The organism is Alteribacter salitolerans (assembly GCF_016901055.1).
GTDB lineage: Bacteria > Bacillota > Bacilli > Bacillales > Salisediminibacteriaceae > Alteribacter > Alteribacter keqinensis.
Genome location: NZ_JAFEUX010000007.1, coordinates 1 through 26,998, shown reverse-complemented (window position 1 = coordinate 26,998; position 26,998 = coordinate 1). Strand labels below are relative to the sequence as shown.

Genomic DNA, 26,998 nt, shown 5'->3' with positions numbered 1-26,998 from the left:
GAGAATGTTTAAGCCCTTGCAAGCGTGACTCCCGTGACGCTTTTCGCCCCGTTCTCGTAAAGGAGCCTCGCCGCACTGCGGATCGTCGCCCCCGTCGTGTAAATGTCGTCCACAATGACAATCGTTTTTCCAACTGCACCGGGTAAAATACGGAACTGCTCTTCGGCCGCGGCAATCCGCTCCTCTCTCGAGCGCTTGCTCTGCTTCCCGGAAGACAGGCTTCTCTCCAGCAAAGAAACCGGTTTGAGCCTTCCGGCAAGAAGAGTCGCCTGGTTAAATCCCCTTTCATAATGACGCTCGTCGTTTAAAGGGATGGAAGTCACTATACTCCCCGGATGTACAGCCCGGGCAATTCGTTCTGAAAAAGCTTCAGCAAGAGCCGCGTCTCCTCTGTACTTAAACCGGGCAATCACTTCCTTTAGAAAGGGGTTGTACTCATAGAGTGACCGGTTCGTAAATTCACGGCAGGACCAGAATGGATCCTCATTCCATGCGACGCAGTCTTCACACTGTAAAGATCCCGGCTTACTGCAGGTGAGGCAGGCCTGATCGATCGGGACAAGCATACTTTCACATCTTTCGCAGAAACGACCAAGAGGAGATTCACCTAAAAATGCTGCCCAGCTCATCGGTTCGCTGTATGTTTCACCACACCAGAGGCAGTGTTCCGTTTCAGCCAGAAGATCGCGCACCTTCATTTTATGACCTCCACTCTGTTCATCATGAGAATCTGATTTTTCGCTTTTACCATCGCTCTTGTTTTTCCGTCGTGAAAGAAGATTACATCTCCGGTCGGTTCATCCGGACTCCGCCCGGCCCTGCCGGCAATCTGGACGAGAGCTGATTCTGTAAATACGTGATCATCGGCACCAAGAACTCCCACCTGGACACCTTTCACGGTCACTCCTCTTTCCAGGATCGTGGTGGTAAGGAGAAGCCTGGTTTTTCCTTCACGAAACGTGAGCACTTTTTCAGCGCGCTGATCATCTTCCGAGTAGACTCCGGCGGTTTCAGGGAATTTCTCCTGGAGATAAGGTAGAACGAGGGATAGAATCCGGATGCTCGGGACAAACAAAAATACTTGTTTTCTTTTCCCCAGAACGGTTTCAAGCCAGTGTTCGAGGTTGCAGGGAATTTTTCCTTTAATTGCTTTTTTACGCCACCCGGCCGCCCAGCGGTACTCGGGAACAGGAAGAGGGTGACCGTGATAGCGGCGGGGAACTTTGATTGCCGGAAGCTTTTGGGACGCGGCTATGTTTTGCATCGTTTGATCGGGGGTGGCTGTGACGTAGGCTGTGAGGGTGTCGGGTTTTGCTGCCCTCCGGACAGCGTATCGGAGTTTCGGGTCGGAGTCATATGGAAAGGCGTCCACTTCGTCGATGATCGTAAAGTCAAAGGCGTGATGAAACCGGAGAAGCTGGTGGGTTGTGCTGATGGTGATATGTGCGTTTTTGTAGCGGTGTTCGGAACCGCTGTAAAGAGCGGCGATACTTGTTTTCGGAAATGCCTGTCTGATGCGGGGCTCCAGCTCCCGGACAACGTCGGATCTGGGTGTGGCGATAAGAACCCGGTAGTTTTTCTTTAGGGATTCGAGGATTGCCTCGAACAGCATTTCTGTTTTCCCTGCGCCACAGACCGCCCAGATGAGGCATTCTTTCTTGTTTGAGTTTAAGGCGTTTGTAAGGAAGCGGGCGGCTCTTTCCTGGGCCGGCGAAAGGGTTCCGGTCCAGCCGAGGGTGTGGTTTTGGACAGGTGGGGCTGTTAGTGATGAGCCTATAGCGAAAACAGCGCATGAGCTGACCCGTCCCATAGTGATGCAGCTTCGACAGTATACGCACGTTTGCTTACAGCGGAAGCAGTCATATGCTGCGAACAGGTGCCGTTCTCTGTTGCCGCACCGGGTGCAGGAATTGTTGGCGGTCAGGGCGGTTTCATATCGGATATAGCCGTTTGCACAGTGCCTGTGAATGGTGGCAGCATCAGAAAAGGGGAGAATTTCATCCATCAGTAGGCGGCGGCCATTAAGAATGTTCATGATAGTTTCGTCAGGAGTGAATTCAGGATTAACAGGCGGGGTGAATATTGGATTGATATCTGTGAGGCGTTTGAGGCTGGAAGGTGCTGTTGAAAGAGGTTCGGGTACAGGGAAATGGTGATCATGTGGCAGTTGTACGTGTGGCGGAAGAAGCGCATGGTCTGTTAGGCCGGTGTGAAAACGCACGTGAAGCGGGCACCTCGTTTCTTTTTCCTTATGCTAACACGTGCCAGCGGGAGTGTCGAAGTGTGAAAAAAGAACCATCCTGCCGGGATATGAGAGGGATCCCCCGATGGTACTTGAGGCTGCAGTGACGGCAGGTGATGAATTCATACAATTAAACGTGGCTTGGACAAATCATTCTCTAATTAAGTAAAAAACGGTCCGAATTATCGTCATTCGATAATTCGGACCGTTTTTGTGTTGTGAAGATGATTGATGAGGTTGTAGGGCGGTGTACTTTCTCAAGTTCGCCGCCATTTAAGCTAAAGTCCATCGGCAAAACGACTTGATTCATGTTATAATCTTTAACCATAAGGATACCTCCGATACTGTTGTGTTGTGGTGACTTAACTGTATCAGAGGGTATCCTTTTTCTGTACGCAATTTTAAATTTTAAAACAAATCAGTTGATTGAACAAAAATCACGAGACGCCTGCGGGAAAGCAAGAGCTGAAGATCCATCGGGGTGACCTTTCCCCGATTAGCTGAAGCCTTGCCCGCGGCAAGCGAGTGTATTTTTGTTCAATCAACGCTCATGTAATTATAAGAAAAGAAATGGCTCTCAACAATTGAGGGCCATTTCTATTTCGCTGGGTTTTGTTCCAGCCTCGACCGGTTTATACCAAGTTTGCTTTTACCCAGCCTACACCGAGGCTTCCTTCACCGAGGTGAGTTCCTATGACAGGGCCAAAGTAGCTTACATAAACGCTCGCGTTCGGGTATTTTTCCCGGAGTTCCCCTGCAATTTCTTCAGCTTTTTCCGGACGGTTCGCGTGGATGACCGTAATGTCCAGCGGCTCTCCGGATGCGGCGTCCTCATCAAGTAAATCCTTAATGCGGGTGAGGGCTCTTTTCGCTGTGCGCACTTTTTCAAACGGAACGATCACTTTATTTTCAAAGTGAAGAACCGGCTTGATCTGAAGGAGACTTCCCACCACAAGCTGGGCGCCGTTTAAGCGTCCGCCGCGATGGAGGTGGCTCAAGTCGTCAGCCATAAAGTAGGCGCGCATGTTGTCCTTCATCAATTCAAGGTAAGCAAGGATTTCATGAACGGATTTGCCTTCCCCGGCCATCCTGGAGGCCGCGAGAGCAAAAAACCCCTGGGGCATGCAGCTAATTTCAGAGTCGAACACATGAATGTCAATGTTTTCGGTCATATTTGCTGCGCTCACAGCTGTCTGGTATGTACCGCTGATGCCGCTTGAAAGGGTAACCACAATGATTTCATCGTGGTCCTGAGCAAGTCGCTGATAGGTTTCTTCAAACAATCCGATCGATGGCTGGGACGTTTTCGGCAGCATGTCTTTCGATTTCATCTCTTCGTAGAACTGTTCGGTGGTGATTTCGAGTTCTTCTTTGTACTCTTCTTCACCGAACACTACGTTAAGAGGGATCATTGCAATGTTATGTTCTTGGCGTATGTCTTTTGGCAGGTAGGAGGTACTGTCTGTCAGTACAGCGATTTTGCTCATAAGTGTCCTCTCTTTCGTTATTCCTGTTTTATGTGCGTTCGATATGTTCTACTTCAAATAGTATCAATATTTATGGGGTATTGTCTATTGTATTCGATTCGCCTGTCATATTTCGACAAGCCTGCATGAGCATTGATGTATGTTTTAAGGTAATAGTGGATGAAGCCGAAGTGCCCTTCGCTTTCCGCGGAGGTGTCGCCGAGCCTTTGCAGGGTCTCGACAGGGCCCCCAACAACCGCCGGGAGTTTCGGCCACTTCGGCTTCACCACAATCATTTTTAAAAATTTCCTATATTAAGAGGCTATTAAAGTTATTGGGGAACATACACCGTTTTCATAAACTTACAGCCGGTAGTTTGACTGAGCGCTCAGTCAAGTTACGTAAAAAGCATACAATCTATTTTCGGTAAATTGGATCTGTTCCTCAGCTTTTACAGAATATAGCGCGGATTTGAACAGAATACGCGGGACTGCTGTGGAAGTAGATCAGACGAGACCACTGAAATAATCAAAATATGATAACAACGTCCCCACTACAGGGATCGAATTGCAGTAAAAGCCGGGCTTTGATTATGCGCTAAAGGTCTTTTTAAAAAATAGTGTTGATTGGAGCGAATGCGCGACACTCCTGCGGGAGGAGCGAGTTCCGGGGAGACCCTGGAAGCGCAAAGCGCTGAGGAGGCTCCCGAACCGCCCGCGGAAAGGGAGCGCAATGAGCGGAAGTCAACACGCAACTCCTCTAAGAAAATGACTTTTTAAGCGGCTCGCAGTAAAGAGAATTCCATTAACAAAACAAAGACGGCGCACAGTGCGCCGCCGTTAATTTAGAACTGGTATGTGAGACAAACGTTAATTAACTTTCACCCAGCCGTTTTTGATGGCATCCACAACTGCCTGGGTACGGTCATTCATGCTCATTTTCTGAAGGATGTTACTCACATGGTTTTTAACCGTTTTTTCACTGATATATAACGATTCACCAATGGCACGGTTACTCTTTCCGTCCGTCATAAGCTGAAGCACCTCGCACTCACGACGGGTAAGAAGGTGAAGCGGTCTGCGGTACTCGACCTCACGGAAGCCAATCTCCGCCTCTTCCTTATCGTCATTGGCAAGACGGCGGTATTCGTTGATCAGGTTGTGCGTTACTTTCGGGTGAATGTACGCCCCGCCATCAGCTACAACTTTCACAGCCTCGATCAAAGCGTCTGTATCCATTTCTTTAAGCAGGTAGCCGTCTGCTCCTGTTTTGAGAACGTGGGTGACATACGTTTCATCGTCGTGAATCGACAGGATCAGAACTTTTACATCGGGAAAGGTTTCTACAAGACTCTTCGTTGCCTCCACACCATTTACATTCGGCATGTTAATATCCATTAACACAACGTCCGGCTGATGTTCGCGAACGAGGTCCAGAGCGGCGTCGCCATCGCTTCCTTCAGCGACGATATCAAAGGATTTCTCCATCGCAAGGATACGCTTGACTCCTTCGCGGAATAGTTGGTGATCGTCAATGATAATGATTTTAATGTTATCTCTTTCGCTCATACCATTTCTCCTCCTTCAGGCCATACTCCCTGAAAATAATAATCATTCTGGTTCTGTTTTTTTGTCTCTTTTAGTAATATCGACTGTATTTTTACTTATATGAACAAGTCCATAGTCGCAAAAACATCCCTCTTGATGCCTGTTACTTGCTGGATATAGGGATTTGGACCATGATTAAAGTCCCTTTTCCGGGTTGTGAATCAAGCGTAAGCTGGCCATCAAGCATGTTCACCCGTTCTTTCATTCCTAAAAGACCGAAAGAACCTTCTTTTTTTACATCAGGATTAAATCCTTTTCCGTCGTCTTTAATAATTGCCAGTGCCCGGGTTGGTTTCAGTTCAATCTTAACCATTACCTGCTGAGGCTCAGCATGTTTATAGGCGTTTTGTACGGACTCCTGGATGAAACGGAAAATGGCCACTTCCATTTCAGACGGCAGGCGGATTTCTCTTCCGATGTTCCTGAATGAAATATTCAGCCCGCTGTGCTCCTGAAAATTCTTCAAATACTTGGAGATCGTCGGAACGAGTCCCAGGTCATCCAGCGCCATCGGACGGAGGTCGTAAATGATCCTTCGTACTTCGGCCAGGGACGACTTAACCATCTTACGGAGGTCGCGGATCTCTTTCATGGCCTCATCGATGCCATGCTCTGCATAAACCCGCTCAACCAGCTCGGAACGAAGCATCACATTTGCCATCATCTGGGCCGGTCCGTCATGAATTTCACGGGAGAGACGCTTGCGCTCCTCTTCCTGTGCTTCAATGATTTTCAAACCGAATTTCTGCATTTCCTTCGCATCAGCAACCATTTCGCTGATGTTCTGAAGGTCTCCGGTTAAATAATGAATAACCACATTAATCTGGGCAACGAGCGTTTCCGCTTTCTCAATGGTGCCTTTAAGCTTCATCAGGCGTCGTTCGATGTTGTCACGTCTCTCCCGGAGAAGCTTCTCTTCCTGCCGGAGTACGGCAAGCTGCACCTGGTAATCGTTGGCCAGTTCGTATGCTTCTTTTACTTCCGTATCGCTGTAGTTGGCAAAATGCTTACTCACCTCAGCAAGACGGTTTCGTGCAAAGCGGGAATGAAGTTCCATACGTTCTGTTTTTTCAATCAGGTTGATCACTTTATTTTGTACATCTGTGAGCTCCGCTTTAAGCTCTTCATATTCGTTTCTTGAATGTTCACCGATGTCAAAGATCTCTTCTTTGCTCCTGCCGACTGTTTCCATCATGGCGTCCAGGATGTCATCCAGCCGTTCGGTCATTGGTTTTTCTTTTCCCTGCTTTTCCATCGGCTACACCTCCCTCACACCAGCACCCTTAGGCCTAATGCTTTGGAATCCCCTTTGTACAACATTTCGACATCAGCCATGCATTTATGGGGATGAAAATTCCTATTTAAGGGAAAAGCATTTTCAGATGGAGAAAGGCAATCTTACTCCTGCAACCAGAATTATGCTTATAAGACCGGCAGCTTGACACCTTTCCATTTCCATCTTACCCTAAAACTATCGTTTCAGGACGGCTTTATCGTGCTTTTTGAGATTTTTTCACGTTCTGTAACATTCCTTTAATATGTGTCCAGATACTGACATGTTTCGCACGTCTGGAACACCTCAAGTCAGGAGAGAACGTCATGCTCAAATCATATTATACAATAAAAGGATACGGCGAACACGAAATCACCATCCAAAAGTCACGTTTTATTGCCTACGTTGACCGCGTAACTACAGAAGAAGAAGCCCAGGCATTCATTGAACGAATCAAAAAGCAGCACTGGAATGCCAATCACAACTGCTCTGCCTATATGATCGGCGAGCGGGATCAGATCCGAAAGGCGAACGATGACGGAGAGCCGAGCGGAACTGCCGGAGTCCCGATACTTGAAGTTTTAAAAAAACGTCAGCTTAAAGACACCGTGGTTGTGATTACCCGGTACTTCGGAGGCATCAAGCTCGGGGCCGGTGGATTAATCCGTGCCTACAGCTCGTCGACATCGGAAGGGTTAAACGAAACAGGCATCGTCGAGCGAAAACTGATGCAGGTATATAAAACATCCATTGACTACACCCAGCTCGGAAAAGTGGAAAATGAGCTCCGGGGCTCGGTGTTTCCGATTAAAGAGATTCATTACCTTGAAAAAGTAACCGTTGAAACCTATGTAAACAGCGGGGACGAAGCCCTTTTTGAAGAAAAAATGACAAACCTCACAAGCGGCCAGTGCACATTCGAAAAAGGCGAAGAAGTCTATCTTGAAGTGGATGTTTAACGTATAAAGAAAAGGCATGCGGTCTTTTGCGGCCGAGTTATCCAGCTCCTCTGATTTTTACAGTGCATTGTGCGAAGTTGAACGGAATACGCGACACTCCTGCGGAAGCACGAGACAGACGAGACACCGCAAGGGCAAAGGAGACCACTGAACAAGACAAAGTCCGAGGGCTCTAGTTGCAACAGAAAATGGATTTGATTTTTTGATGTGCTAAAGGTCATTCTCGTTTTTAAAAAGAGTGTTGATTGGAGCGAATGCGCGACACTCCTGCGGGAAAAGCGAGTTCCGGGGAGACCCCGCAGACGCAAAGCGTCGAGGAGGCTCCTGAACCGCCCGCGGAAAGGGAGCGCAATGAGCGGAAATCAACACTGCGAAGTTGAAATGATCAATGAAGAGTATTTTTCAAATTCTATTTCCAGGGTGGCGATAGAAAAAGAAAACAGCGGTGCGATCCCATAAGGGTCACACCGCTGTTTTTATGAAACCGGCAAATGAAGAACGAGCTCCTCTTTGCTTTTATGAAGATAGCCCCCCTGCTTCTGCAGCACCTTTTTTGCAATGTCCGTGTAAAACTGCATTTCCTCGTCATCTGAAAAAGAAGCGGTCTGATAAGCATGACGGATTTTCAGCTGAACCTCATCACTTTCCGACTTTTCGAAAGACAGACAGATCTTTCCCGCCCCCTTAAGGTAATCGATACACTTTTTTAATAGAAAAAACACAGCGATACAGACGGACTCAGGTTCCACCTGAAGCTGTATTTCTTCCACTTCCGGAAAGCGCCAGATCACATAGGGAACCGCTTCGGGCAGCTGCACATTTAATTTCTCCTGAAGAATCCGGATAAAGGACTCGACGGTGATCCCTGTCGCTTTCAGTTCCCCAAAGTTATTGATTTTCAAAAAGTCATTCACATGGGCTTTGCCCTTGAGCAGTTCTTTCTCCGCAAGCTCAATCAACCTGCGATCATTGCGGCTTTCGGTGTTTCGTTTCAGCATTTGAAGCGTCCCGTAAACCGGGGTCATTACATTAAGCATTTCATGAGCACGCCTCATGGACAAAAGACGGACGAGTTTTTCCGAGTGAGTCGGTCCTTGTCTTTCTTCGTCTGATTTAAGGTAGATCACACCAATCCATCCGCTGCTTTCATCATTCTCCTGTATTTTTGAAAGGTGAAAAAGACGCTCAGGCAATCCGGGGGGATTTAATGCGAAAATCTGTGCGCCGCTCTCGTTAACTTTGTTAAAATACATGCCCAGTTCGGTGGAGTAAATATTTACTCCCCTCGCAATACCTTGGGAGACACGAAGGGACTCATCCGCAAACTGAACGAATTTGATTGTTCCAAACTGATCCGTGATAAACACTCCGCATCTCATATTTCCCGAAGACCCTGAAGTGATCACATTTGAAATCACATGAGTGTTCATCGATCATTCCCCCTGTCTCTACCTTTTTCCATATCGTAATAATTCGACAAAAGCGAATTCTCTTCCTACTAAAGGAGGTGAAATTATTTTAGTTTTTTACGAAATATAAGAAAGACCACAATTAATTTGTCTGAAAGACCTATGAAATGTCTGATTTTGCAAAAAACGCACTAAAGGGTAATCCAAACCACTGGAAAAAACCGCCGGCAGTTGCCGACGGACTAAATCGAGCCCGTTATTCCAGACTGGCCCAGAACTCATTCACTTTATCAACCACTTCTCCGCTCCCGGCACCTTCCACCATCATAACCACAAGAAGATCGCGCTCTTCAACATCTACGCTGGCATACCAGCCGATTCTGTCTCCATCCACATCATCCTGTGAATCTTTGATTTCAGCCGTTCCCGTTTTCCCTGCAAGTGAGCGGCTGTGCCCCGGATTACTCCGGTAGGCTGTTCCATTCGGGTCTTCAACAACCGCAACCATTGAATCAAGAACCGTGGAAGCCGTCTCTTCTGAAATAACCGATTCACTAAAATACGCCGGACCTTCGTCCTGAAACAGGACCGGCTGAACAATACTTCCCTCATTAACGAACATCGTATAAAGAGAAGCGAGATGAACCGGGTTCATTTGTACCTCCCCCTGCCCGTAGCCCGTGTCAGCAAGCAATGCGCTGTTGCCAAGTCCTTCATTGGAAAGGTTCGAAACATAAATAGGATATTTAAAAGGATAATTCCCGCCGAATCCAAACCGCTCCGCCCACGCTTCCATTTTTTCCTCGCCTATCTCCAGCGCCTGCATGGCAAAGTAAATATTATCGGAATACTTCATCCCCGCTTCCAAATCAACAATGTCAACGTCATCATTCACCCGCGTAATCTGGTGATTTCCCCAGTCAGAGCCCTCAGGCTGCCACTGCTCACCTGTAATTGTAAATTGCTCTTCGGGATCCAGGGTTCCCTCTTCAAGACCGATCGCTGCCGTTAGCGGTTTAAACACAGAACCGGGCGAAAAGCGGAAATTATACCGGTTCAACGTTTGCTCTTCCTCAATTGACGTTGTTCGTAAATATAACTCACCAGGGTTGTAATCCGGCTTACTCACCATAGCAAAGACCTCACCTGACACAGGATCCATCACGACCCCGGCACCCCTCTCATCTCCCATTGCATCATGAAGCTTTTCCTGCAATTCCATATCAATCGTTAAGAACAGATCTTCCCCATTCTCCGCTTCCGTCCGCTGAAGGACATCACGCTGGTTTCCTTCCCCGTCCACAATGTTTATCTGCGATCCTACTTCACCTCTCAAGGTTTCTTCGTAGGCATTCTCAAGACCGCGCCGCCCGTAATAGCTGTTGCCATGATAACCCGGCCAATCGTTCTTTTCCAGAAAATCGGCTGTTGCGATGGCAAGGTGCCCTGTCAGGTGAGCCGCCAGCGACCCGTATCCATATTCACGCCCGTTATATTCACGGACCAGTACCCCCGGAATCTGGGCTTCCAGAACCTCGTCAATGAAGGCATGATCATTAGGAACATTCATCACCGGCGCATGCCACTCGGGATTCTCTTCGTACCCTGCCACCAGCTCAAGGATCCGTTCCTCATCAAGACCGATAATGTCAGAAAGCTCCTCCGCTTCCGCATCAAGGTCTTCAATATCCTGAAACACGAATCCGATGCTCATATATGTCCCATTCACCGCCAGACTCTCACCATTCCCGGCAAAAATCTGCCCTCTCGTATCCGGCGCTTCCGTTGTCACTTCCACACTGTCCGAGAACGCCTGCATCCCCATGAACAAATGACCGGCCTCCCAGCCGATCCGCCATTCCTCACCTTCTTCTCCTTCTTCTTTCAAAAGCGTCACATCCGTGTCGTAGTCAAAAGAACCAATCACCGTCTCCATTCCCACCTGAACCGGATAGGTGATCTCTTCAAGCTCCCCGAGATCCACTTCCTCTTCCTCAAAATCACGCCCGGTAAAGCTAACATCAAGTTCTGTCACACCGAGTTCTTCATAAAGCTCCTCATATTTATCAGAAAAAGAAAGCTCTTCCCCCGCAATTGCAGAAGCAGATGCTTCCGTTAACAGATTCTCCATCCCGGCATAATCACCGTTCTCCCATGAAGAAAGATAGTCTTCCAGTGTTTCCTCCGGATTCGGATCCTCCCCCGAACACCCTGCAAGCAGGACAAACCCTGCCCCTAAACCTATGTATAATGACTTTCGAATCATTTCGCGATCTCCCCCTCTGTTATATAGACGAAAGACATATGAACCAAGATTCATATTCTATTACCATTGCTATCATATTTCACCTTATTTTGTAAACCCGGGAGATTTATATGGCATTAATAGATAATATTTTTCAAAAATAAGCTCATTTAGACACCTAAGTGCTGAATTTATCAAAAAAAGTCGGATAGTAATACCATTCCGTATATGGTACTTTTTATGGAAATAGATAAAGGAGGGGGAAGCAGGAAGCTTGAAGAATGTCGAATGGGGTTCACCCATCAGTGTCGCTTGTCTAGGAATCTTTTTAATCGGACTGGCAATGCTGCTGGACACAATTTGGAAATATTTTCTCAGTTTCGGTTGAGAGGTAAAAGATGAGGAGTTGATTTTTTGAAGAAAAATCTCACAATCTTTGCCTTAGTGTTTATGATCATGATGCCATTTATCATGTTTGATTCTGAACAACCCACATTGGCGAATAGCCACGATGTAATGACCGGTGAAGTCACAGCATCTTCTTTATTCGTCCGATCGCAGCCATCAACCAACTCTAATGTGATAGGTTCACTATCGAGAGGTACCAAAGTATCATTATATGAACGCTCAGGCAGCTGGTACAAAGTAAAAGTAAATAATCAAACAGGCTATATTCATGGAGACTTTGTTAAAGTCACCAGTCAACCCGGTACAGCATTGTCAGGTCAAAAAGGTCAAATCACCGCTTCAAGCTTGAATGTCAGATCCAGTGCTTCTGCATCCTCTGCTGTTATCGGCAGTTTATCCAGAGGCGTATCTGTGGAACTTCAGGAACGACATGGAAGCTGGTTCAAAATTAATCATAATAACCGTTCGGGCTTTATACATAGTGATTATGTTAAAGTAACAAGCAGTGGTTCCGGGAGCGCAACCCCCGAGAACCAAGGCGAAGTAACGGCATCAAACCTGAATGTCCGCTCTCAGGCATCGTCTTCCTCTTCCATTATCGGATCACTATCGAGAGGAACGAAAGTCGATCTTTATGAAAAATCAGGCAGCTGGTATAAAGTCAACGTCAACAATCGCTGGGGCTTTATCCACGCTGACTACGTTAAAATTCAGGGCAGTGGTTCATCAGGTAACACCAAGCCTGAGCAGCAAGGGGAAATTACGGCTTCAAGCTTAAACGTCCGCTCACAGGCTTCAACATCCGGATCCATTATCGGGTCCCTTTCAAGAGGAACAAAAGTGGACCTGTACGAAAAATCAGGCAGCTGGTATAAAGTCAGCATCAACAATCGCTGGGGCTTTATTCACGCAGACTATGTAAAAGTTCAGGGCAGTGGTTCTTCTGATAGTACAAAACCTGAACAACAGGGTGAAATTACCGCTTCCAGCTTGAACGTCCGCTCTCAGGCTTCAACATCCGGCTCCATTATCGGGTCCCTTTCAAGAGGAACAAAAGTGGACCTGTACGAAAAATCCGGCAGCTGGTATAAAATCAACATTAACAACCGTTGGGGCTTTATTCACGCAGATTATGTGAAAGTAAATGGTTCCGGCGGAGACGAAAGCATCGATAAAAAAGGTCAGATAACGGCATCAAACCTGAATGTCCGCTCTCAGGCATCTTCATCCGCTTCCATCATCGGTTCTCTGCGTAATGGGACTGTAGTCGACCTTAAAGGCCTGTCAGGCAGCTGGTATCAAATCAGTTACAGCAACCAAAAAGGCTTCATCCATAGTGATTATGTGCAAATTGTAACACCGGGTACAACACCTCCACCATCCAGTGGACAGCTGAACGGAAAAACGATTTTCCTTGACCCGGGGCACGGAGGTAATGATCCAGGAGCAGTAGTCGGGGGAGATAAGGAAAGTGCCCTGGCCCTTCAAATCTCCAACAAGCTGAAAACTGAGCTGGAGAAACTAGGCGCCACCGTTATTACGAGCCGCACGAACGACCGCTACGTTGCTTTAAGTGAACGTGTCCGGATGGCGAATAATACGAGCTCCGACATCTTTTTAAGCATTCATTTAAATGCCTTCCCTGATCCATCGGCTCATGGAACCGAAGCATTCTATAACACGGTGCACGCACCGGCCGGAAGCCAGAAGCTTGCAAGCAGCATCCATAACCGCCTTGTAGGCGAGTTGGGCTTAAGAGACAGAAACGTGAAGAACGCAAACTTTGAAGTCATCCGCTATACGACAATGCCAAGCACATTGGTTGAGATCGGTTTTATGACAAACCAAAGGGACCTCCACATTATTAAAAATGAACAGGACAAGGTTGTGAACAGCCTGAAGAACGGTATTGTGGATTATTTCAATTAAACTATCAAAACCAGCATTCGCCATTGAATGCTGGTTTATTGTTTATAATAAAACGGGAAAAGAGGAGTGTATCTAAATACCCGATACAAAGGATGTGTGTAACTTAATACTCAAAATGACGTCTCCTACTATAGCAATCTAACAGCATTTTGTTTAAAGTTTCTCATTATTATCTTTACTGTTTCGACAAGATACGGTAAGATTTTATGAGGCTATTATAAATTTTCTACTAAAAAAGGACATCCTATCCCTTCATTTCTAGTAGTTAATAAGAAGAGGAGTGTCTGACGGTGGCACATTCACGAATGGAAAAGAAACGCAGAAAAAAAAGGTCACCTTTCAAACGATTTATAAAGGTTACTTCACTTGTTTTCTTGTTACTGATTCTAACTACAGGCGGATACGCATTCTGGAAAATAAATGATGTTTCCCAAAGCGCCCAGGTTGATCTTGACCGTGGTGAACATTCTGAATACCGGGACGCTGCCATTAACCCGAATAAGGACCCGTTTTCAATGCTGATTTTAGGATTGGATACGAGAGACGGTGACCTTTCCGGAATCTCGGATGCAATGGTACTGGCAACATTCAACCCAAAAGAAGGAACCATTAAAATGCTGAATATTCCACGGGATTCAAGAGTTCAGATCGCCGGACGTGAGCGCATTGATAAAATTAATCATGCTCATGCATTTGGCGGAGTGGATATGTCCATTGCCACAGTTGAAAACCTGCTGGATATTCCCGTTGATTACTTCCTATCATTGAATTTCGATGCATTTATGAAGATCATCGATGAATTAGGCGGTGTTGATGTAGAGGTTCCAATGACATTTACTGAAACGGATAATGCTACCTATGGTACGCTTACAATTGAAGAAGGTCCTCAAAGACTTAACGGTCAGGAAGCTCTGGCGTATGCAAGAATGAGAAAGTCAGACCCGAGAGGAGATCTCGGCAGAGGAGACCGCCAAAAAGAAATTATGGAATCCGTTATTAAAGAAGCAGCAAGCTTGAGTTCCATTACTAATTTTGGCTCATTGATGGATGCTCTTGACGGAAATATCTATACCAACATGAGCTTTAATCATGTACTCGGGATGCACTCCTACGCCGATGAGTTAAATAATATTGAATCCGTGTCATTCTCAGGAGACAATTATACTGAAAACGGCGTTTATTATTACCAGCTCAGAGAAGATTCCGTTAAAGAAGTTTCAACCATGCTGAAACAGCACCTTGATATAGAAGTTGACACAGATCCTGAATTTGCAGACGAAGCTGAATCTGCAGAACAGACCGAAGAAACGAATACGGAGTATTAAGGAAACCGGGTGGAATTTACCACCCGGTTCTTTTATTTCTTTCTATAATAATCAATTGTTTCTTCAAGCCCTTTGTTTAATGGAACATCAACCGTCCAGGAGCTCTCCCTGCATAGTGAGACATTGTCCAAATAACTTCTCTTTATATCCCCCGGCCTTTCTTTTTCGAACCTTGGTGAATAATCCTGGCCCATGGATTCGCAGATAACTTTCAGCAGTTCTTCAATACTTGTTTCCTCTCCTGAACTTACGTTATACACAAAGGAGTCAGATTTTTCATCGATCCACTGGCAGACAGCTCTGGCTACATCTTTTACAAAGATAAAATCCCTCGTCTGCAGACCGTCACCAAAAATGACAGGTCTCTTACCATTAATGAGGTCTTCAATAAAAATGGTAATCACACCTGATTCTGTTGCTGCACTTTGTCTTGGTCCGTAAACATTGGCAAATCTGAGGCACTTCACTTCCATATCATAAAGTCTGCCATATGTTTTCACATATTCTTCAGCAGCAAGCTTTGATACACCATATGGGGAGAGTGGGTTAACCTCATGTTGCTCCTTAATCGGAAGTACTGAAGTTTCTCCGTAGACAGCAGCTGAAGAAGCATAAATAAACGTACGGACATTCGCTTTCCTGCTGCATTCAAGCAGATTAATTGTCCCCGTAATATTAACACCTGCATCTGCAACAGGATTCTCCAGTGACGGCCCCACCTTACTTTGAGCAGCCATGTGAATGACATGATCAATGTCCGGATGCAGCTGAAAAACGTTCTGTACTGCTTCCATATGTGTAATACTGCCTTCACAAAAAGAAACCTCATCCAGACTCGAATCAAGATTTTTAAGAGTGCCTGTACTTAAATTATCCAATATGACTACATTCATCTTTTTTTTAAGCAGCATGTCTACTACATGAGAGCCAATAAATCCAGCTCCCCCTGTAACCAGCACTTTGTTCATTATCAACCCTCTTTTCAAAAAGAAAAGGCCAGCCTTATTTGGTTAGCTGGCTGACCCTTTTTTCTGTACGTTCTTCTTTCTTTTCCGTTCCCTCTGCCTTTGATTTGTCCAGTAACACAAGGAACGTTTTTAATAGAATGACAATATCCAGCCAGAAACTATAGTTACGGATATAATACAGGTCAAACCTGAGCTTGTCATCCACTTCTGTACTATATTTACCCATTATTTGTGCATAACCGGTGATCCCCGGCTTCACTTTATTGCGATAACCGTAATGATAATGCTTTTTCGACAACTGTTTTATAAAAAAACCACGTTCAGGCCTCGGTCCTACAAGAGACATGTCACCTTTAAGAACATTAAACAGCTGGGGCAGCTCATCCAAGCGGGTCGCCCGCATAAACCTTCCTACCTTGGTAATCCGGTCATCATCCTCAACAGCAAGCACGGGACCGGTTTTGCTTTCTGCCCCTTCAATCATAGACCGGAATTTATAGATTGTAAACGGCTTGTTGTCTTTGCCGAAACGCTCCTGGCTGTAGATCACACTGCCCTTAGGGTCTTCCAGCTTCACAACAATGGCTGTGATCAGCAATACTGGGCTTAGAATGATTAAGAGGGAAGCTGAAGCGACAAGATCACATACCCGCTTAACGAGCGTCTGGTCCCAAGTTAAACCAAAAGGCTTTACTGACATTACAAGGGTGTCGTCCAAAGGTGATACATTTGCCCGTTGCAGCAAAAGCTCGTAAAGTGTCGGAATAACATAAACCAGCTTATTCTGTTTCATAGCATAATAGATGATTTGTGATTTTTCCTCTTTGCTGACACTGGTGCATAAGAGTACGTAATCAGTTTCTTTCATATACAGCTTTATTTTGTCCATTGATGTAGATGGAGCAAGCTGGGTAATTCTTGTTCCCTTCATCATTGGCTTCTTAATTTTCGACAGAATTTTATCTGTGTTTTCAGCATCACCGATAAAAAGGACATTCCCTACAACATTGCCTCTCGTAAACTTCAAATAAAGCAGCTTAAATGAAGTAAGGAAAATTACCATGAATATACTTCCGATAAGGATAATCGATCGCGGCATGGCAAATTCTCTGAATAAATAGGAGGCTGCCATTGTAAGGAAAGCCATAGCAATTACAGCTACAACTACTTTAATCATGATATCCCAGAGGGTCTTCCTGCGATCCAGCGCATAAAGCTCATAGATGGATATAAAGAAAAGACCGATCAGCAGGATCCATGGTAAAAGTGAAATGAAAGAATTCCAGTTTTCCTGCGGGAAGCCATTGTAACGGATATAAAAGGCTCCAACGTAAGCCGCTAAAATAATGAGTAAATCGGCTACAATGATAAAGCCTTTATGGTTTGTTAATTGATTACTGTCAGGCATCGTAAATACCTCTCTCTCTTACTGTAAAACCCCTGGTTCACATTGAGTCAATGTTTCCATCTTGTAAAATAAATACACACAAATCCTTATAAATAAACCACTTTAGCAGTGTTATTGAATAACTTTTGCACTTTGTTCTACAACCGGACGTCCGATTGAATGATAGATCAGACCAGCTTTCTCTGCTTCTTTCAGATCAAAGCAATTACGTCCATCGATTAAAATCGGCATCTTTAACTGTCTGCTGACTTTATCGAGGTCCATTTCAACAATCTCTTTCCAATCGGTGAGAATCACACATGCATCTGCATTTTCAATCGTTTTGTATAAGTCTGTGCTGTATGTGATACTCTCTCCAAAAAACTGCTTGGCTGCATGGTTTGCAATAGGATCAAATGCTTCCACATCTGCTTCATGCTTAACAAGCTCAGGAATAATTTCAAGTGAGGGAGCGTCTCTCATGTCATCTGTGTTAGGTTTAAATGCAAGACCGAGTACAGCAATTCGCTTGCCTTTCAGACTTGGAAATATACTTTTAAGCTTTGAAACTACTTTCAGTTTTTGCTTATCATTTGTTTCAATAACAGCTTTCGCCAGCTTAAAATCATAACCGACCTGTTCAGCTATATGAACAAGTGCCTTAGAATCCTTAGGGAAGCAGGAGCCCCCGTAACCGATACCGGCCTGGAGGAACTGTGCACCAATCCGCTTATCATATCCCATACCTTCGGCCACTTTTGTAACGTCTGCACCAACGCGTTCACAAATATTCGCAATATCATTGATATAGGATATTTTGGTTGCAAGAAAGACATTGGAAGCATACTTAATCATTTCTGCTGTTTCAAGATTGGTTTTTACAATCGTCTCTGTAAACGGCTTGTGCAATTCAATAATCATATCTGCAGCATGATCGCTTGTTGCTCCTACCACAGCCCGTTCCATGTTCATGGTGTCATACAAGGCAGAGCCTTCCCTTAAAAACTCAGGATTTGATACTACGTCAAACGGCGCTCTTCCATTGCTTCTGCTTGAAACAATCCCATGAACAAGTCTTCCTGTTCCAACAGGTACGGTACTTTTATTAACAATGACTTTAAATCCGTTCAGGTTTTCCCCAATTGTCTGAGCGACGTTCTTAACAAAGGTTAAGTCAGCCTCACCGGACTCAGCCATCGGTGTACCTACTCCAATGTAAATAATCTCAGCATCACGAATGGCTTGAGGAATGTCAGTTGTAAATGTAAGACGCTCTTCCTTGACGTTTCGTTTCACAACCTCTTCAAGTCCCGGCTCATAAATTGGTATCTTACCGTTGATTAAATTAGTAATCTTTGTTTCATCAATATCACAGCATACTACCTGGTTTCCTGTTTCAGCAAAACACGTCCCTGATACAAGTCCAACATAACCAGTGCCCATTACTGCTATTTTTTTCATTAGTAATCTCCTAACCTTTCACTGCGCTTAACTTGGTTTCGTAAACTTCTTTTAAGTATTCAGCTACCTCTGTAGATAGATCTTCCCGCTGAAGGGCAAAATCAACCGTCGCTTTTATAAAACCGAATTTATCACCCACGTCGTATCGGATGCCTTCGAAGTTATATGCCAGAACGGCCTGCTTCTGATTCAGCACATTAATCGCATCTGTAAGCTGAATTTCACCGCCGGATCCGGTTGGCAGATTTTCAAGAATCTCAAAAATCTCCGGACGCAACACGTAACGTCCCATAATCGCATAATTGGAAGGCGCATCTTCAATCGCCGGCTTCTCAACCAAGGTTTCAGCATGAATGACATTCGATTCAATTTCATGTCCCTTAGGCGCTACAATCCCATATTTCGAAACATCTTTGTCCGGCACTTCCTGAACCCCCACAACCGATGAATGGTAACGGTCATAAACGTCTATCAACTGCTCAAGACATGGTGTTTCGGACTGCACGATGTCGTCACCGAGTAAAACGGCAAATGGTTCATTTCCGATAAACTTACGTGCGCACCAGATGGCATGTCCAAGGCCCATTGGCTCCTTTTGACGAATATAATGAATATTTGTCATACTTGAAATTTCCTGCATTTGTTTTAAAAGTACCTGCTTGTCTTTCTTTTCAAGAGTTTCTTCTAATTCAAATGATTTATCAAAGTGATCCTCAATCGCTCTTTTTCCACGACCCGTGACCACAATAATGTCTTCTATACCAGAAGCAATCGCTTCTTCAATAATATATTGTATTGTAGGCTTGTCCACTATCGGCAGCATTTCTTTAGGCTGTGCTTTCGTAGCAGGAAGGAATCTTGTTCCAAGCCCTGCAGCAGGAATTATTGCTTTTTTTACTTGCAATTTTTTCACCTCAATATAAACTTTGTTAAGATACTACTTACTTATATCACTAGACGTTTTTAATGTAACCATTGTTTCATAATTAATAATTTGTTATTAAATAACTAAATTAAATCTAAAGTTCTTTTCTCATATCTTATCATTATAATACTTAAAAACTACATAATCCATAGAATGACATGGAATTTTGTCGTAAATTCAGACCAGTTGTGTAAATAACAATCCAGATTGGGACAGGACATAACTTGAGACGGTCTAATTAAATAGAATCTTAAAAGTAAAACCGCATAAAATCAAAGTTATAAATCTTGATTCCATGCGGTTCACTTGTTCTTTCAGGCTTTTGCACCAGCCTCTTCTGTTAATTAAATTTTACAATATCAAAAAGCATTATCGGATTATCCATTTGATTATACAGACTTCTCATAAGAGGTAATTGTTTAACTGCCCACCCCATATCTGTTGCATATTGGGAATAACCTCTCCAACTGTTCAAATACAAATGGTTCCATCTCATCTTATAGAGAGTATTTTGGCCATTATCGAAATATCCATGTCTTACAAATTCCGCCCCGCCAATAATTGCCTCTTCAGGACTAAACCAGCTTCTTTCATATGCTCTGATAGCACCTAATCGATGCGCGTCATGATCAAAAGCACCAATTCCAAACATGTTATATGTTGTCTTAATTTCAGTTAGTTTTGAGCGGTTATTATCGTTTACAACTTCAGGATTTCCATCTTGATTTTTACCTACCTCTATTCCTCTAGCCAAACTTGAAGTACCATGACCAGATTCCAGTAAGGCATGAGAAAGCAAATAAAGCTCGTTTACTTCATGAAGTCTACCCGCATCCAAGAATGCCTGACCCATTCCATCAAGAACTCCCTTTCCATTTAGAGCAAGATTCACTTGTGATACAGACAATCCAGTCGACCTATCCAAAACAAGGTGCTGAAGGATGTCGTTTTGTTCAGGATCAAGATGTTTAAGGACATCTTCAGTTCGTGCATTTCTCCATATTCCAAAGTTACCCTCATAGTTTATGTCGTACCAGTTATTATCATTTAATTTCTCTCTAACATTTAGAGTGACCCCTTTAACTAAGTCTCTGTATGAATGGGCCCCTCCCTCTGGTGATTGTTGTATGCTAACTGGTGTTAATGTTTTGACTTGAGTAACATTTACTAATGAACTGTGGACAAAAAGAGTCAAACCATCATAATCTATTTCGTACCAAAGGATGTTCCCTCCAACAGATTGCCCTTCAACCTCACCTTTTAAGGTTAGATCTGTTCCTCTTAATGCCAATGTATGGGCGGATGAGTTTGTAGTTGCTTCACTCCTTAAGTTAACATTCCCACTAGTTGTGCCTTTAATAGGTGTAACTGATTTTGCTGATAGGTAAGCAGGAGAGTTTCTATACAAGTCCGTTTGAGGAGGTACATCCTTTCTCAATTGCTCATTTAAAGCCTGTTCCAATGTTAAGTTATATTGTGTATAAGTTGTCATCTGTGCTAAATTTTGAAGTTCATCAATTTTTTGCAAAGTGACTTGATCTGCAATCCCGCTTACTCGAAGATCAAAGAATTCCTGAAACTCTCTTACTGCCTTTTCTGTCTCTGCTCCATAGCTGTTAGGGAAATTCATACCGACTGTGAATCCTAAGCTGTTCAAATCCTCTTTGAGTTGTCTAACTTGATTATTGCTCTGCCCAAGTCTCAAAGGACCTTTTAATATATTTTCAATCTTTTCTAGCGTTTTTGTTTCAGCGATTCCACTTACTTTCAAATTATAATAAACTTGAAATTCCCTTACAGCTCGTTCTGTGGCACTGCCGTATTCTCTCGGGAAGTTCATTGAAACCTCAAAACCTAACTTATTTAAATCTTCTTTCAAGGTAACTACTTCGTCACTAACTTGACCTTTGCTGAGAGGGCTTTGAATTAATTTTTCAATCTTATCTAAAGTTACCTGATCACCTATACCATTCATTCGTAAACCGTAATATTCTTGTAATTCCTTTACAGCAGCCGCAGTCAAACTACCATAACTTTCCGGAGAGTTCATTGTTACATGAAAACCTAAAATATTTAATTTTTCTTTTAAATCCACCACACCATTATGGCTTTCTCCTTCACGATAAGAGCTATTAAGAATGTTTTCAATTGTTACCAGCGTTTCCTTATCTGCTACACCAGTTTCCTTTAGCCCATAATAACTTTGAAACTCCCTGACCACACGTTCAGTTACGGAGCCATAATAATCTGTAGGGTTTGAAGCTACGAAAAATCCAATATCTTCAAGATCAAGCTTTAAGCTTACTACATCATGCCTCTTTAAACCCAAAGCAAATGGGGCATTTAAAACCTCTTCTATTTTTGCTAGTGTAACAGGGTCTCCAATACCATTCTCAACTAGTCCATAATATTTCTGTAATTTTTTCACAGCTAACTCTGTTGCCGGACCAAAATTTCGTGGGGAGTTCATTGATACATCAAAGCCTAAAAAGTTTAAATTATCTTTCAAAAGCACTGTTTCATGATTATTTCCCCCTTTTCTAAGCGGGGCATTCTGTAGGTCTTTCAATGTAGAAAGTGTTTCCTTATCCGCTATCCCACTAACTTTTAGCCCATAATAAGATTGAAAGTCTCTTACTACTTGCTCCGTTACAGGACCATAAAGGTCAGTTGGATTAGCTGAAACTTTGAACCCTACCTCTTCCAAATTTAATTTGAAATTAATTACGTCTTTTCTTCTAAGACCAGGGCCCATGGGCTCATTTATAAGCGTTTCTACTTTTGCCATTGTCACAGGGTCCCCAATGCCATTAGGAACAAGGTTATTAGTCCTCTGAAAAGTCTTTAACGTAGTTTCTGTAGCTGGTCCAAAACTATTAGGGAAATTCATCGAAACTGTAAAGCCCAACATGTTTAAATTCTCTTTTAATAACCTTACTTCTTCATTATTTGCTCCTAATTTGTATGGGCTGGCCAATATATCTGCCATCACGGCTAATGTTTCAGCATCTCCAATTCCTGTATTAGCAATGCCGTAGTAAGATTGAAAGTTTCTCGTAGCCCTCTCGGTAGCCGGTCCATAATTTCCGGGGAAGTTCATGGATACGGAAAAACCTAAAGTATTTAAATTCTCTTTGAACTGAATAACTTGTTCATTATTTTGATGCAACCTTAGCGGGTTGGAAACAATTCCATCAAGTTTTTCAAGAGTTTGTTGGTCTGCTATTCCAGTTACATTTAAGTTAAAAGATGATTGAAAATCTTTTACTACACCCTCTGTAACCGGCCCATAATAATTAGTTGGACTGGCAGACACAATAAAACCAACTTCACCTAGCTTTAATTTCAAATCCAAAACATCACTTCGTTTTAATCCAAGAGAGAGTGGAGCAGATTTAATATCGTCTATTTTTTTTAGTGTTACTTCATCTGCAATGCCATTAACAACAAGTCCATAATACTCTTGCAACTCCTGTACCGCTTCCCTTGTTGCTGCTCCATAGCTTCCAGGGAAGTTCATCGAAACATTAAAACCTAAATAATTCAAGCTTTCTTTTAATTGACTGACAGCTGAATTATTACGCCCAGGAACTAGTGGACCTGATAAAATTTCTTCAATTTTTTTCATAGTTTCTTCTGTAGGTTCACCAGTTCTAGAAAGGCCGTAGTATTGTTGCAATTGATCTAACGATTTTCTAGTTCCTTCATCCAAGATACCAGTTAAAGAAGTCTTAAACCCTAATTGATCTAAGCTTTCCTGCAGGATATGTATTTCTTCCGCACTCATCTGGTCTTTGGCTTCTTGGTTTAATGACATCATTTCAGAAGATTTATCAGATTCTTCTTCGTTCTCTTTAGTTTCGTCTAATTTATCCTTTAATTCGGGTTCTGATTCGGGTTCTGATTCAATTTCTTCTAGATCATCTGCACCAATAACATCAACTTCCTCTTTTACCCCACCTTCGCTTTTTTCACTATCCTCCTCGCCCTTATATTCATCCTTTCCTTCTGTTAGTTCCTGTTCTCTATTAGCAATTTCATTCTCTGTTATTTCATACTCTTCACTGTGAGATTCATTATTTAATTCTAAATCACTCTGTTTCTTTGAATCTGCTAAAGTTGGTGAATTCCAGATAACGGAAGCACCTAAAGTTACAACAGTAATTAAAACAATAGATTCTTTTCTTCTAAACACTATTCTCCCCCACTATCTTCTATGTTTACTAAATTACTTGTAATATTGAATAACACCTTCTAAGATCCCTTCTGCACTTTTTTGCAGATACGAACTTTGTCTCAATTTAGCAGCATCCCCCGCATGATCTAAAAAACCAACCTCTAACAAAGCACTTGGTATAACAGTTTCCCTGATAACATGATAGTTACCTTCATCTACTCTGCGGTAATGAGTTCCCATGTGTTTAACAACGGCATCTTGAATTGAGTGAGCTAACTTTTGGCTTTCAGCTCGTTTATACTTCCCGTGCCAGAATGTTTCAGTACCATGAGCAACTCCATTAAATGCATTAGCATGAACACTAATAAATATATCTGCATTAGATGAATTCGCCATGGAAGCACGCTCACCCAAAGTGTAGAATACATCGGTTTCTCTTGTCATTATTACGGTCGCTCCAGAGTTTTCAAGTAATCGTCGGGCTCTTAAAGATATATCCAAAACAACATCCTTTTCAAGAAGACCATTTCCAATTCCGCCTACATCACCATCTCCGTGACCTGGGTCTAGCATAATTATTTTCCCATCCAGTTCATTGGTGGCCAATTTTATGTGGCCTGCTGAGACAAAGGCAGAGCCTCTGTTAAAGACTATCTCGTACCATCCATTTCCATTGTCATTTTTTATAATCACATTTGTGTTTTGCGGAAGGGAACCAATTATATTGTGACTATTACCCGGACCGGTTCTTACATTAAGATTAGAAGCAGTAACTAAGCCATTTCTGGTTACAAGGTTAGCCCTTTCTTCTAACATAGCTAAAGTATTTTCATCAGCTATCCCACTAACCGGGAGACCTAAACTTGATTGAAAGTCTCTCACTGCTTGTTCAGTAGCAGGACCATAGCTACGAGGGAAATTCATTGAAACAGGAAAGCCTATTTTATTTAGGTTCTCTTTAAGTTGAACAACTTCATCATGACTCTGGTTCAATCGTAGTGGACTAGAAAATACTTTATTAATTTTTTCTAATGTGATAACATCTCCAATACCGTTCACCCTAAGACCATAGTACCTTTGCAAATCACTTACAGCCTTTGCTGTAGAGGGACCATAGCTATTGGGGAAATTCATTGTTACTGGAAAACCAAGTTTGTTCAAATCACTTTTAAGAGAAGCTGTTTCTAAGTTATTTTGGCCTTCTCTTAGAGAACTCGAAAGTATACTATTTATCATGTCTAAGGTATCTTTATTTGATTTACCTGTTATAGGTAACCCATAATACTCTTGAAAATCCCTTACAACTTTTTCTGTAGTAGGACCATACCAGTCTGTTGGATTAGAGGAAACAGCAAACCCTAAATTCCCCAAGTCGATTTTTAAGTCCACTACGTCTTGCCTTTTAAGACCGGGTTCCAAAGGTGCACTTAGAACCTCATTCATTTTTGATAATGTGTTTGGATCCCCAATTCCATTTGGAACTAATCCATAATATCTTTGTATACTTTTAACTGCTGCTTCAGTTCCAAGACCGAAATTATTGGGAAAATTCATCGAAACAGGGAAGCCTAGAAAGTTCAAATTTTCTTTTAATGAACGTACTTCATTACTGTTTTGATTTAAACGGAATGGACTGTCTAAAATATCATTTAACGCTGAAATTGTTCTTGGATCACCTATTCCATTTGAGACTAAACCATAATATCTTTGAAATGACATTAAAGCACTCTCAGTTGATGGTCCAAAGCTGCCGGGATAGTTCATGGAAACTTCAAAGCCAATATTATTTAAGTCAATTTTTAATTGTTTCGTCTCATCGTTATTCATACCACTTTGTAGAGGGCTGTTTACTATGCTAGCTAAAAGGGAAAGTGTGGTATCATCCAGAGAATCAGTGGAAGAAATTTTGAAGTATTCCTGAAATTCATTCACCACTTTTTCTGTAGAGGGCCCATACCAATCTGTTGGATTTGAAGATACTTTAAATCCGGATTTCTTTAAATCCCTTTTAAATTGGATTACATCTTGCCTTTTTAAACCAGGTGCAAGTGGGGCTTCAATTATCTCGTTTATTTTGCGTAAGGTAACTTCATCCCCCATTCCATTTACTACCAAACCGTAATATGCCTGAAAGTCCTCTACTGCAATTTCGGTAGCTGGACCAAAGTTCATTGGGAAACTCATTGCTACTGGAAATCCTAAATAATTCAAGTTATTTTTCAACTCTTCTACTTGAAGGTTGTTCTCTCCAGATCTTAATGAATTGTTTAGGTTTTTTTCCATAGCTGATGATGTTACGCTATCATATATTCCATTCACTACTAAACCATAATATTCTTGAAAAGTTCTAACAGCTTCATCCGTTGCAGGACCATAACTGGTAGGAAAATCAGTTGAGACATAAAAACCCAATTCATTTAACCCGTACTTAATGTTTACAACCTCTGCATGACTATTTCCCATCCTAAATGGGGAAGTAAGCAATTCTTGTATGTAGTTTAGTGTTTCAATATCTGCCACACCACTCACATGCAGTTGATAATAATACTGAAACATCTCAACATTATCTTTGGTAACAGAACCAAAATAGCCATCTATGTCTTTATCATCCATAAAGCCAAGGGTCTGTAAATCTTGTTGAAGCTTTAACACTGCCTCCCCTTCATCACCTTTTTTTAATTCTTCCTCTGATAATTCGTTCATAGATAAACTAACTGTTCCAGTAACGCCTGAGTTATTGTAGTAACTTAAATACTCACTGTGAACAACATTGGAACTAATGTTCACAGTTATAATAAAAACCAAGGACAAAACCGACAAAGTCAAAAAGTTGCGCAAACTCATTATAGATAAATTACCTCCGTTGTAAAAATTTATCACACTAAGTCATATTAACAAATAAGTTTTCCAAGTTACAAGAGACTTTTACATAATCCCGACAAAAAAAGACTAATCTCTAAGATTAGTCAGGCTGTTGAGAAAGTCTTTTCTCAACAGCCTTTTCTTTTTGTGTTTAATAATCCAACTATTCAGATATTTGTAGTACACTAATAATAAAGGATCTAGTATGAATTGCACATAAAAGCAGAGATCCTGCATCCGCTTCAGACGGACGCTTTCCGCGGGCAACGCTTCAGCCTCCTCACTCCGTTGCGGGGTCTTCAGCTGTTGCTTTTCCCGCTGGAGTCGCCGTCTTCCGCTACTGCCTACTATTATA

17 protein-coding genes are annotated in these 26,998 nt (G+C 42.9%); 3 read left to right on the top strand and 14 right to left on the bottom strand.

All coding sequences use genetic code 11. From position 1 onward, the window contains the following. Positions 1-8: 8 nt before the first annotated feature. From JSY36_RS13985 to JSY36_RS13965, 5 genes are all read right to left on the bottom strand, one after another. Positions 9-698, bottom strand: a complete 690-nt coding sequence (locus JSY36_RS13985; RefSeq protein WP_205166847.1) for a ComF family protein — start codon at positions 696-698, stop codon at positions 9-11. Next, positions 695-1,810, bottom strand: coding sequence for an ATP-dependent helicase ComFA (locus JSY36_RS13980; RefSeq protein ID WP_236784941.1), 1,116 nt, complete (start codon positions 1,808-1,810; stop codon positions 695-697). Before JSY36_RS13980 ends, JSY36_RS13985 begins: the two co-directional genes overlap by 4 nt. 1,064 nt (positions 1,811-2,874) lie before the next feature. Then, positions 2,875-3,729: a DegV family protein gene (locus JSY36_RS13975; protein ID WP_205166845.1), complete on the bottom strand. Its 855-nt coding sequence runs from the start codon at positions 3,727-3,729 to the stop codon at positions 2,875-2,877. 848 nt (positions 3,730-4,577) lie between these two features. Continuing rightward, entirely contained in the window at positions 4,578-5,276 is a 699-nt protein-coding gene (locus JSY36_RS13970) for a response regulator (RefSeq protein WP_122899107.1), read from the bottom strand. 142 nt (positions 5,277-5,418) lie between these two features. Beyond that, a complete protein-coding gene (locus tag JSY36_RS13965; RefSeq protein WP_236784914.1) occupies positions 5,419-6,570 on the bottom strand; it encodes a sensor histidine kinase in 1,152 nt (383 codons plus the stop codon). A gap of 344 nt (positions 6,571-6,914) precedes the next feature. Between JSY36_RS13965 and JSY36_RS13960 the strand changes: the two genes are divergently transcribed. After that, positions 6,915-7,547 (top strand): YigZ family protein, encoded by a 633-nt coding sequence (locus tag JSY36_RS13960; protein WP_205166844.1) that lies wholly within the window; start codon positions 6,915-6,917, stop codon positions 7,545-7,547. A gap of 476 nt (positions 7,548-8,023) precedes the next feature. On the opposite strand, the gene JSY36_RS13955 is transcribed toward JSY36_RS13960, so the two are convergent. Together JSY36_RS13955 and JSY36_RS13950 are read right to left on the bottom strand one after the other, a co-directional pair. After that, positions 8,024-8,977: a hypothetical protein gene (locus JSY36_RS13955; protein WP_205166843.1), complete on the bottom strand. Its 954-nt coding sequence runs from the start codon at positions 8,975-8,977 to the stop codon at positions 8,024-8,026. A gap of 235 nt (positions 8,978-9,212) precedes the next feature. After that, a complete protein-coding gene (locus JSY36_RS13950; protein ID WP_205166842.1) occupies positions 9,213-11,222 on the bottom strand; it encodes a penicillin-binding transpeptidase domain-containing protein in 2,010 nt (669 codons plus the stop codon). 393 nt (positions 11,223-11,615) lie between these two features. Here JSY36_RS13950 and JSY36_RS13945 point away from each other — a divergent pair, with 393 nt between their 5' ends. After that, positions 11,616-13,538 (top strand): N-acetylmuramoyl-L-alanine amidase family protein, encoded by a 1,923-nt coding sequence (locus JSY36_RS13945; protein WP_205166841.1) that lies wholly within the window; start codon positions 11,616-11,618, stop codon positions 13,536-13,538. Positions 13,539-13,828: 290 nt separating this feature from the next. Continuing rightward, the gene (locus JSY36_RS13940; RefSeq protein WP_205166840.1) at positions 13,829-14,863 is read left to right on the top strand and encodes an LCP family glycopolymer transferase; all 1,035 of its coding nucleotides are present in this window, start codon (positions 13,829-13,831) and stop codon (positions 14,861-14,863) included. A 32-nt stretch (positions 14,864-14,895) separates the two neighbouring features. Here JSY36_RS13940 and JSY36_RS13935 read toward each other — a convergent pair whose 3' ends face one another. The 7 genes from JSY36_RS13935 to JSY36_RS13905 all read right to left on the bottom strand — a co-directional run bounded on the left by JSY36_RS13935 (position 14,896) and on the right by JSY36_RS13905 (position 26,997). Continuing rightward, entirely contained in the window at positions 14,896-15,831 is a 936-nt protein-coding gene (locus JSY36_RS13935) for an SDR family NAD(P)-dependent oxidoreductase (RefSeq protein ID WP_205166839.1), read from the bottom strand. A 34-nt stretch (positions 15,832-15,865) separates the two neighbouring features. Then, positions 15,866-17,239: a sugar transferase gene (locus JSY36_RS13930; protein ID WP_205166838.1), complete on the bottom strand. Its 1,374-nt coding sequence runs from the start codon at positions 17,237-17,239 to the stop codon at positions 15,866-15,868. 111 nt (positions 17,240-17,350) lie between these two features. After that, complete coding sequence (gene tuaD, locus JSY36_RS13925; protein WP_205166837.1) at positions 17,351-18,679, bottom strand: UDP-glucose 6-dehydrogenase TuaD; 1,329 nt, start codon at positions 18,677-18,679, stop codon at positions 17,351-17,353. A 10-nt stretch (positions 18,680-18,689) separates the two neighbouring features. After that, positions 18,690-19,583: a UTP--glucose-1-phosphate uridylyltransferase GalU gene (gene galU / locus JSY36_RS13920; protein WP_205166836.1), complete on the bottom strand. Its 894-nt coding sequence runs from the start codon at positions 19,581-19,583 to the stop codon at positions 18,690-18,692. Between the two features lie 361 nt (positions 19,584-19,944). Beyond that, positions 19,945-23,799, bottom strand: coding sequence for a peptidoglycan-binding protein (locus tag JSY36_RS13915; protein WP_205166835.1), 3,855 nt, complete (start codon positions 23,797-23,799; stop codon positions 19,945-19,947). Between the two features lie 33 nt (positions 23,800-23,832). Continuing rightward, positions 23,833-26,484, bottom strand: a complete 2,652-nt coding sequence (locus JSY36_RS13910; protein WP_205166834.1) for a peptidoglycan-binding protein — start codon at positions 26,482-26,484, stop codon at positions 23,833-23,835. A 246-nt stretch (positions 26,485-26,730) separates the two neighbouring features. Further along, positions 26,731-26,997, bottom strand: coding sequence for a hypothetical protein (locus JSY36_RS13905; RefSeq protein WP_419466044.1), 267 nt, complete (start codon positions 26,995-26,997; stop codon positions 26,731-26,733). Between the last annotated feature and the right edge of the window lies 1 nt (position 26,998).

Coding starts and splice junctions, on each gene's coding strand:
- JSY36_RS13950 (WP_205166842.1), bottom strand. CDS start 11,222: ATGATTCGAAAGTCATTATACATAGGTTTAGGGGCAGGGTTTGTCCTG.
- JSY36_RS13935 (WP_205166839.1), bottom strand. CDS start 15,831: ATGAACAAAGTGCTGGTTACAGGGGGAGCTGGATTTATTGGCTCTCAT.
- JSY36_RS13955 (WP_205166843.1), bottom strand. CDS start 8,977: ATGAACACTCATGTGATTTCAAATGTGATCACTTCAGGGTCTTCGGGA.
- JSY36_RS13970 (WP_122899107.1), bottom strand. CDS start 5,276: ATGAGCGAAAGAGATAACATTAAAATCATTATCATTGACGATCACCAA.
- tuaD (WP_205166837.1), bottom strand. CDS start 18,679: ATGAAAAAAATAGCAGTAATGGGCACTGGTTATGTTGGACTTGTATCA.
- JSY36_RS13985 (WP_205166847.1), bottom strand. CDS start 698: ATGAAGGTGCGCGATCTTCTGGCTGAAACGGAACACTGCCTCTGGTGT.
- JSY36_RS13980 (WP_236784941.1), bottom strand. CDS start 1,810: ATGGGACGGGTCAGCTCATGCGCTGTTTTCGCTATAGGCTCATCACTA.
- JSY36_RS13960 (WP_205166844.1), top strand. CDS start 6,915: ATGCTCAAATCATATTATACAATAAAAGGATACGGCGAACACGAAATC.
- JSY36_RS13975 (WP_205166845.1), bottom strand. CDS start 3,729: ATGAGCAAAATCGCTGTACTGACAGACAGTACCTCCTACCTGCCAAAA.
- JSY36_RS13910 (WP_205166834.1), bottom strand. CDS start 26,484: ATGAACGAATTATCAGAGGAAGAATTAAAAAAAGGTGATGAAGGGGAG.
- JSY36_RS13965 (WP_236784914.1), bottom strand. CDS start 6,570: ATGGAAAAGCAGGGAAAAGAAAAACCAATGACCGAACGGCTGGATGAC.
- JSY36_RS13930 (WP_205166838.1), bottom strand. CDS start 17,239: ATGCCTGACAGTAATCAATTAACAAACCATAAAGGCTTTATCATTGTA.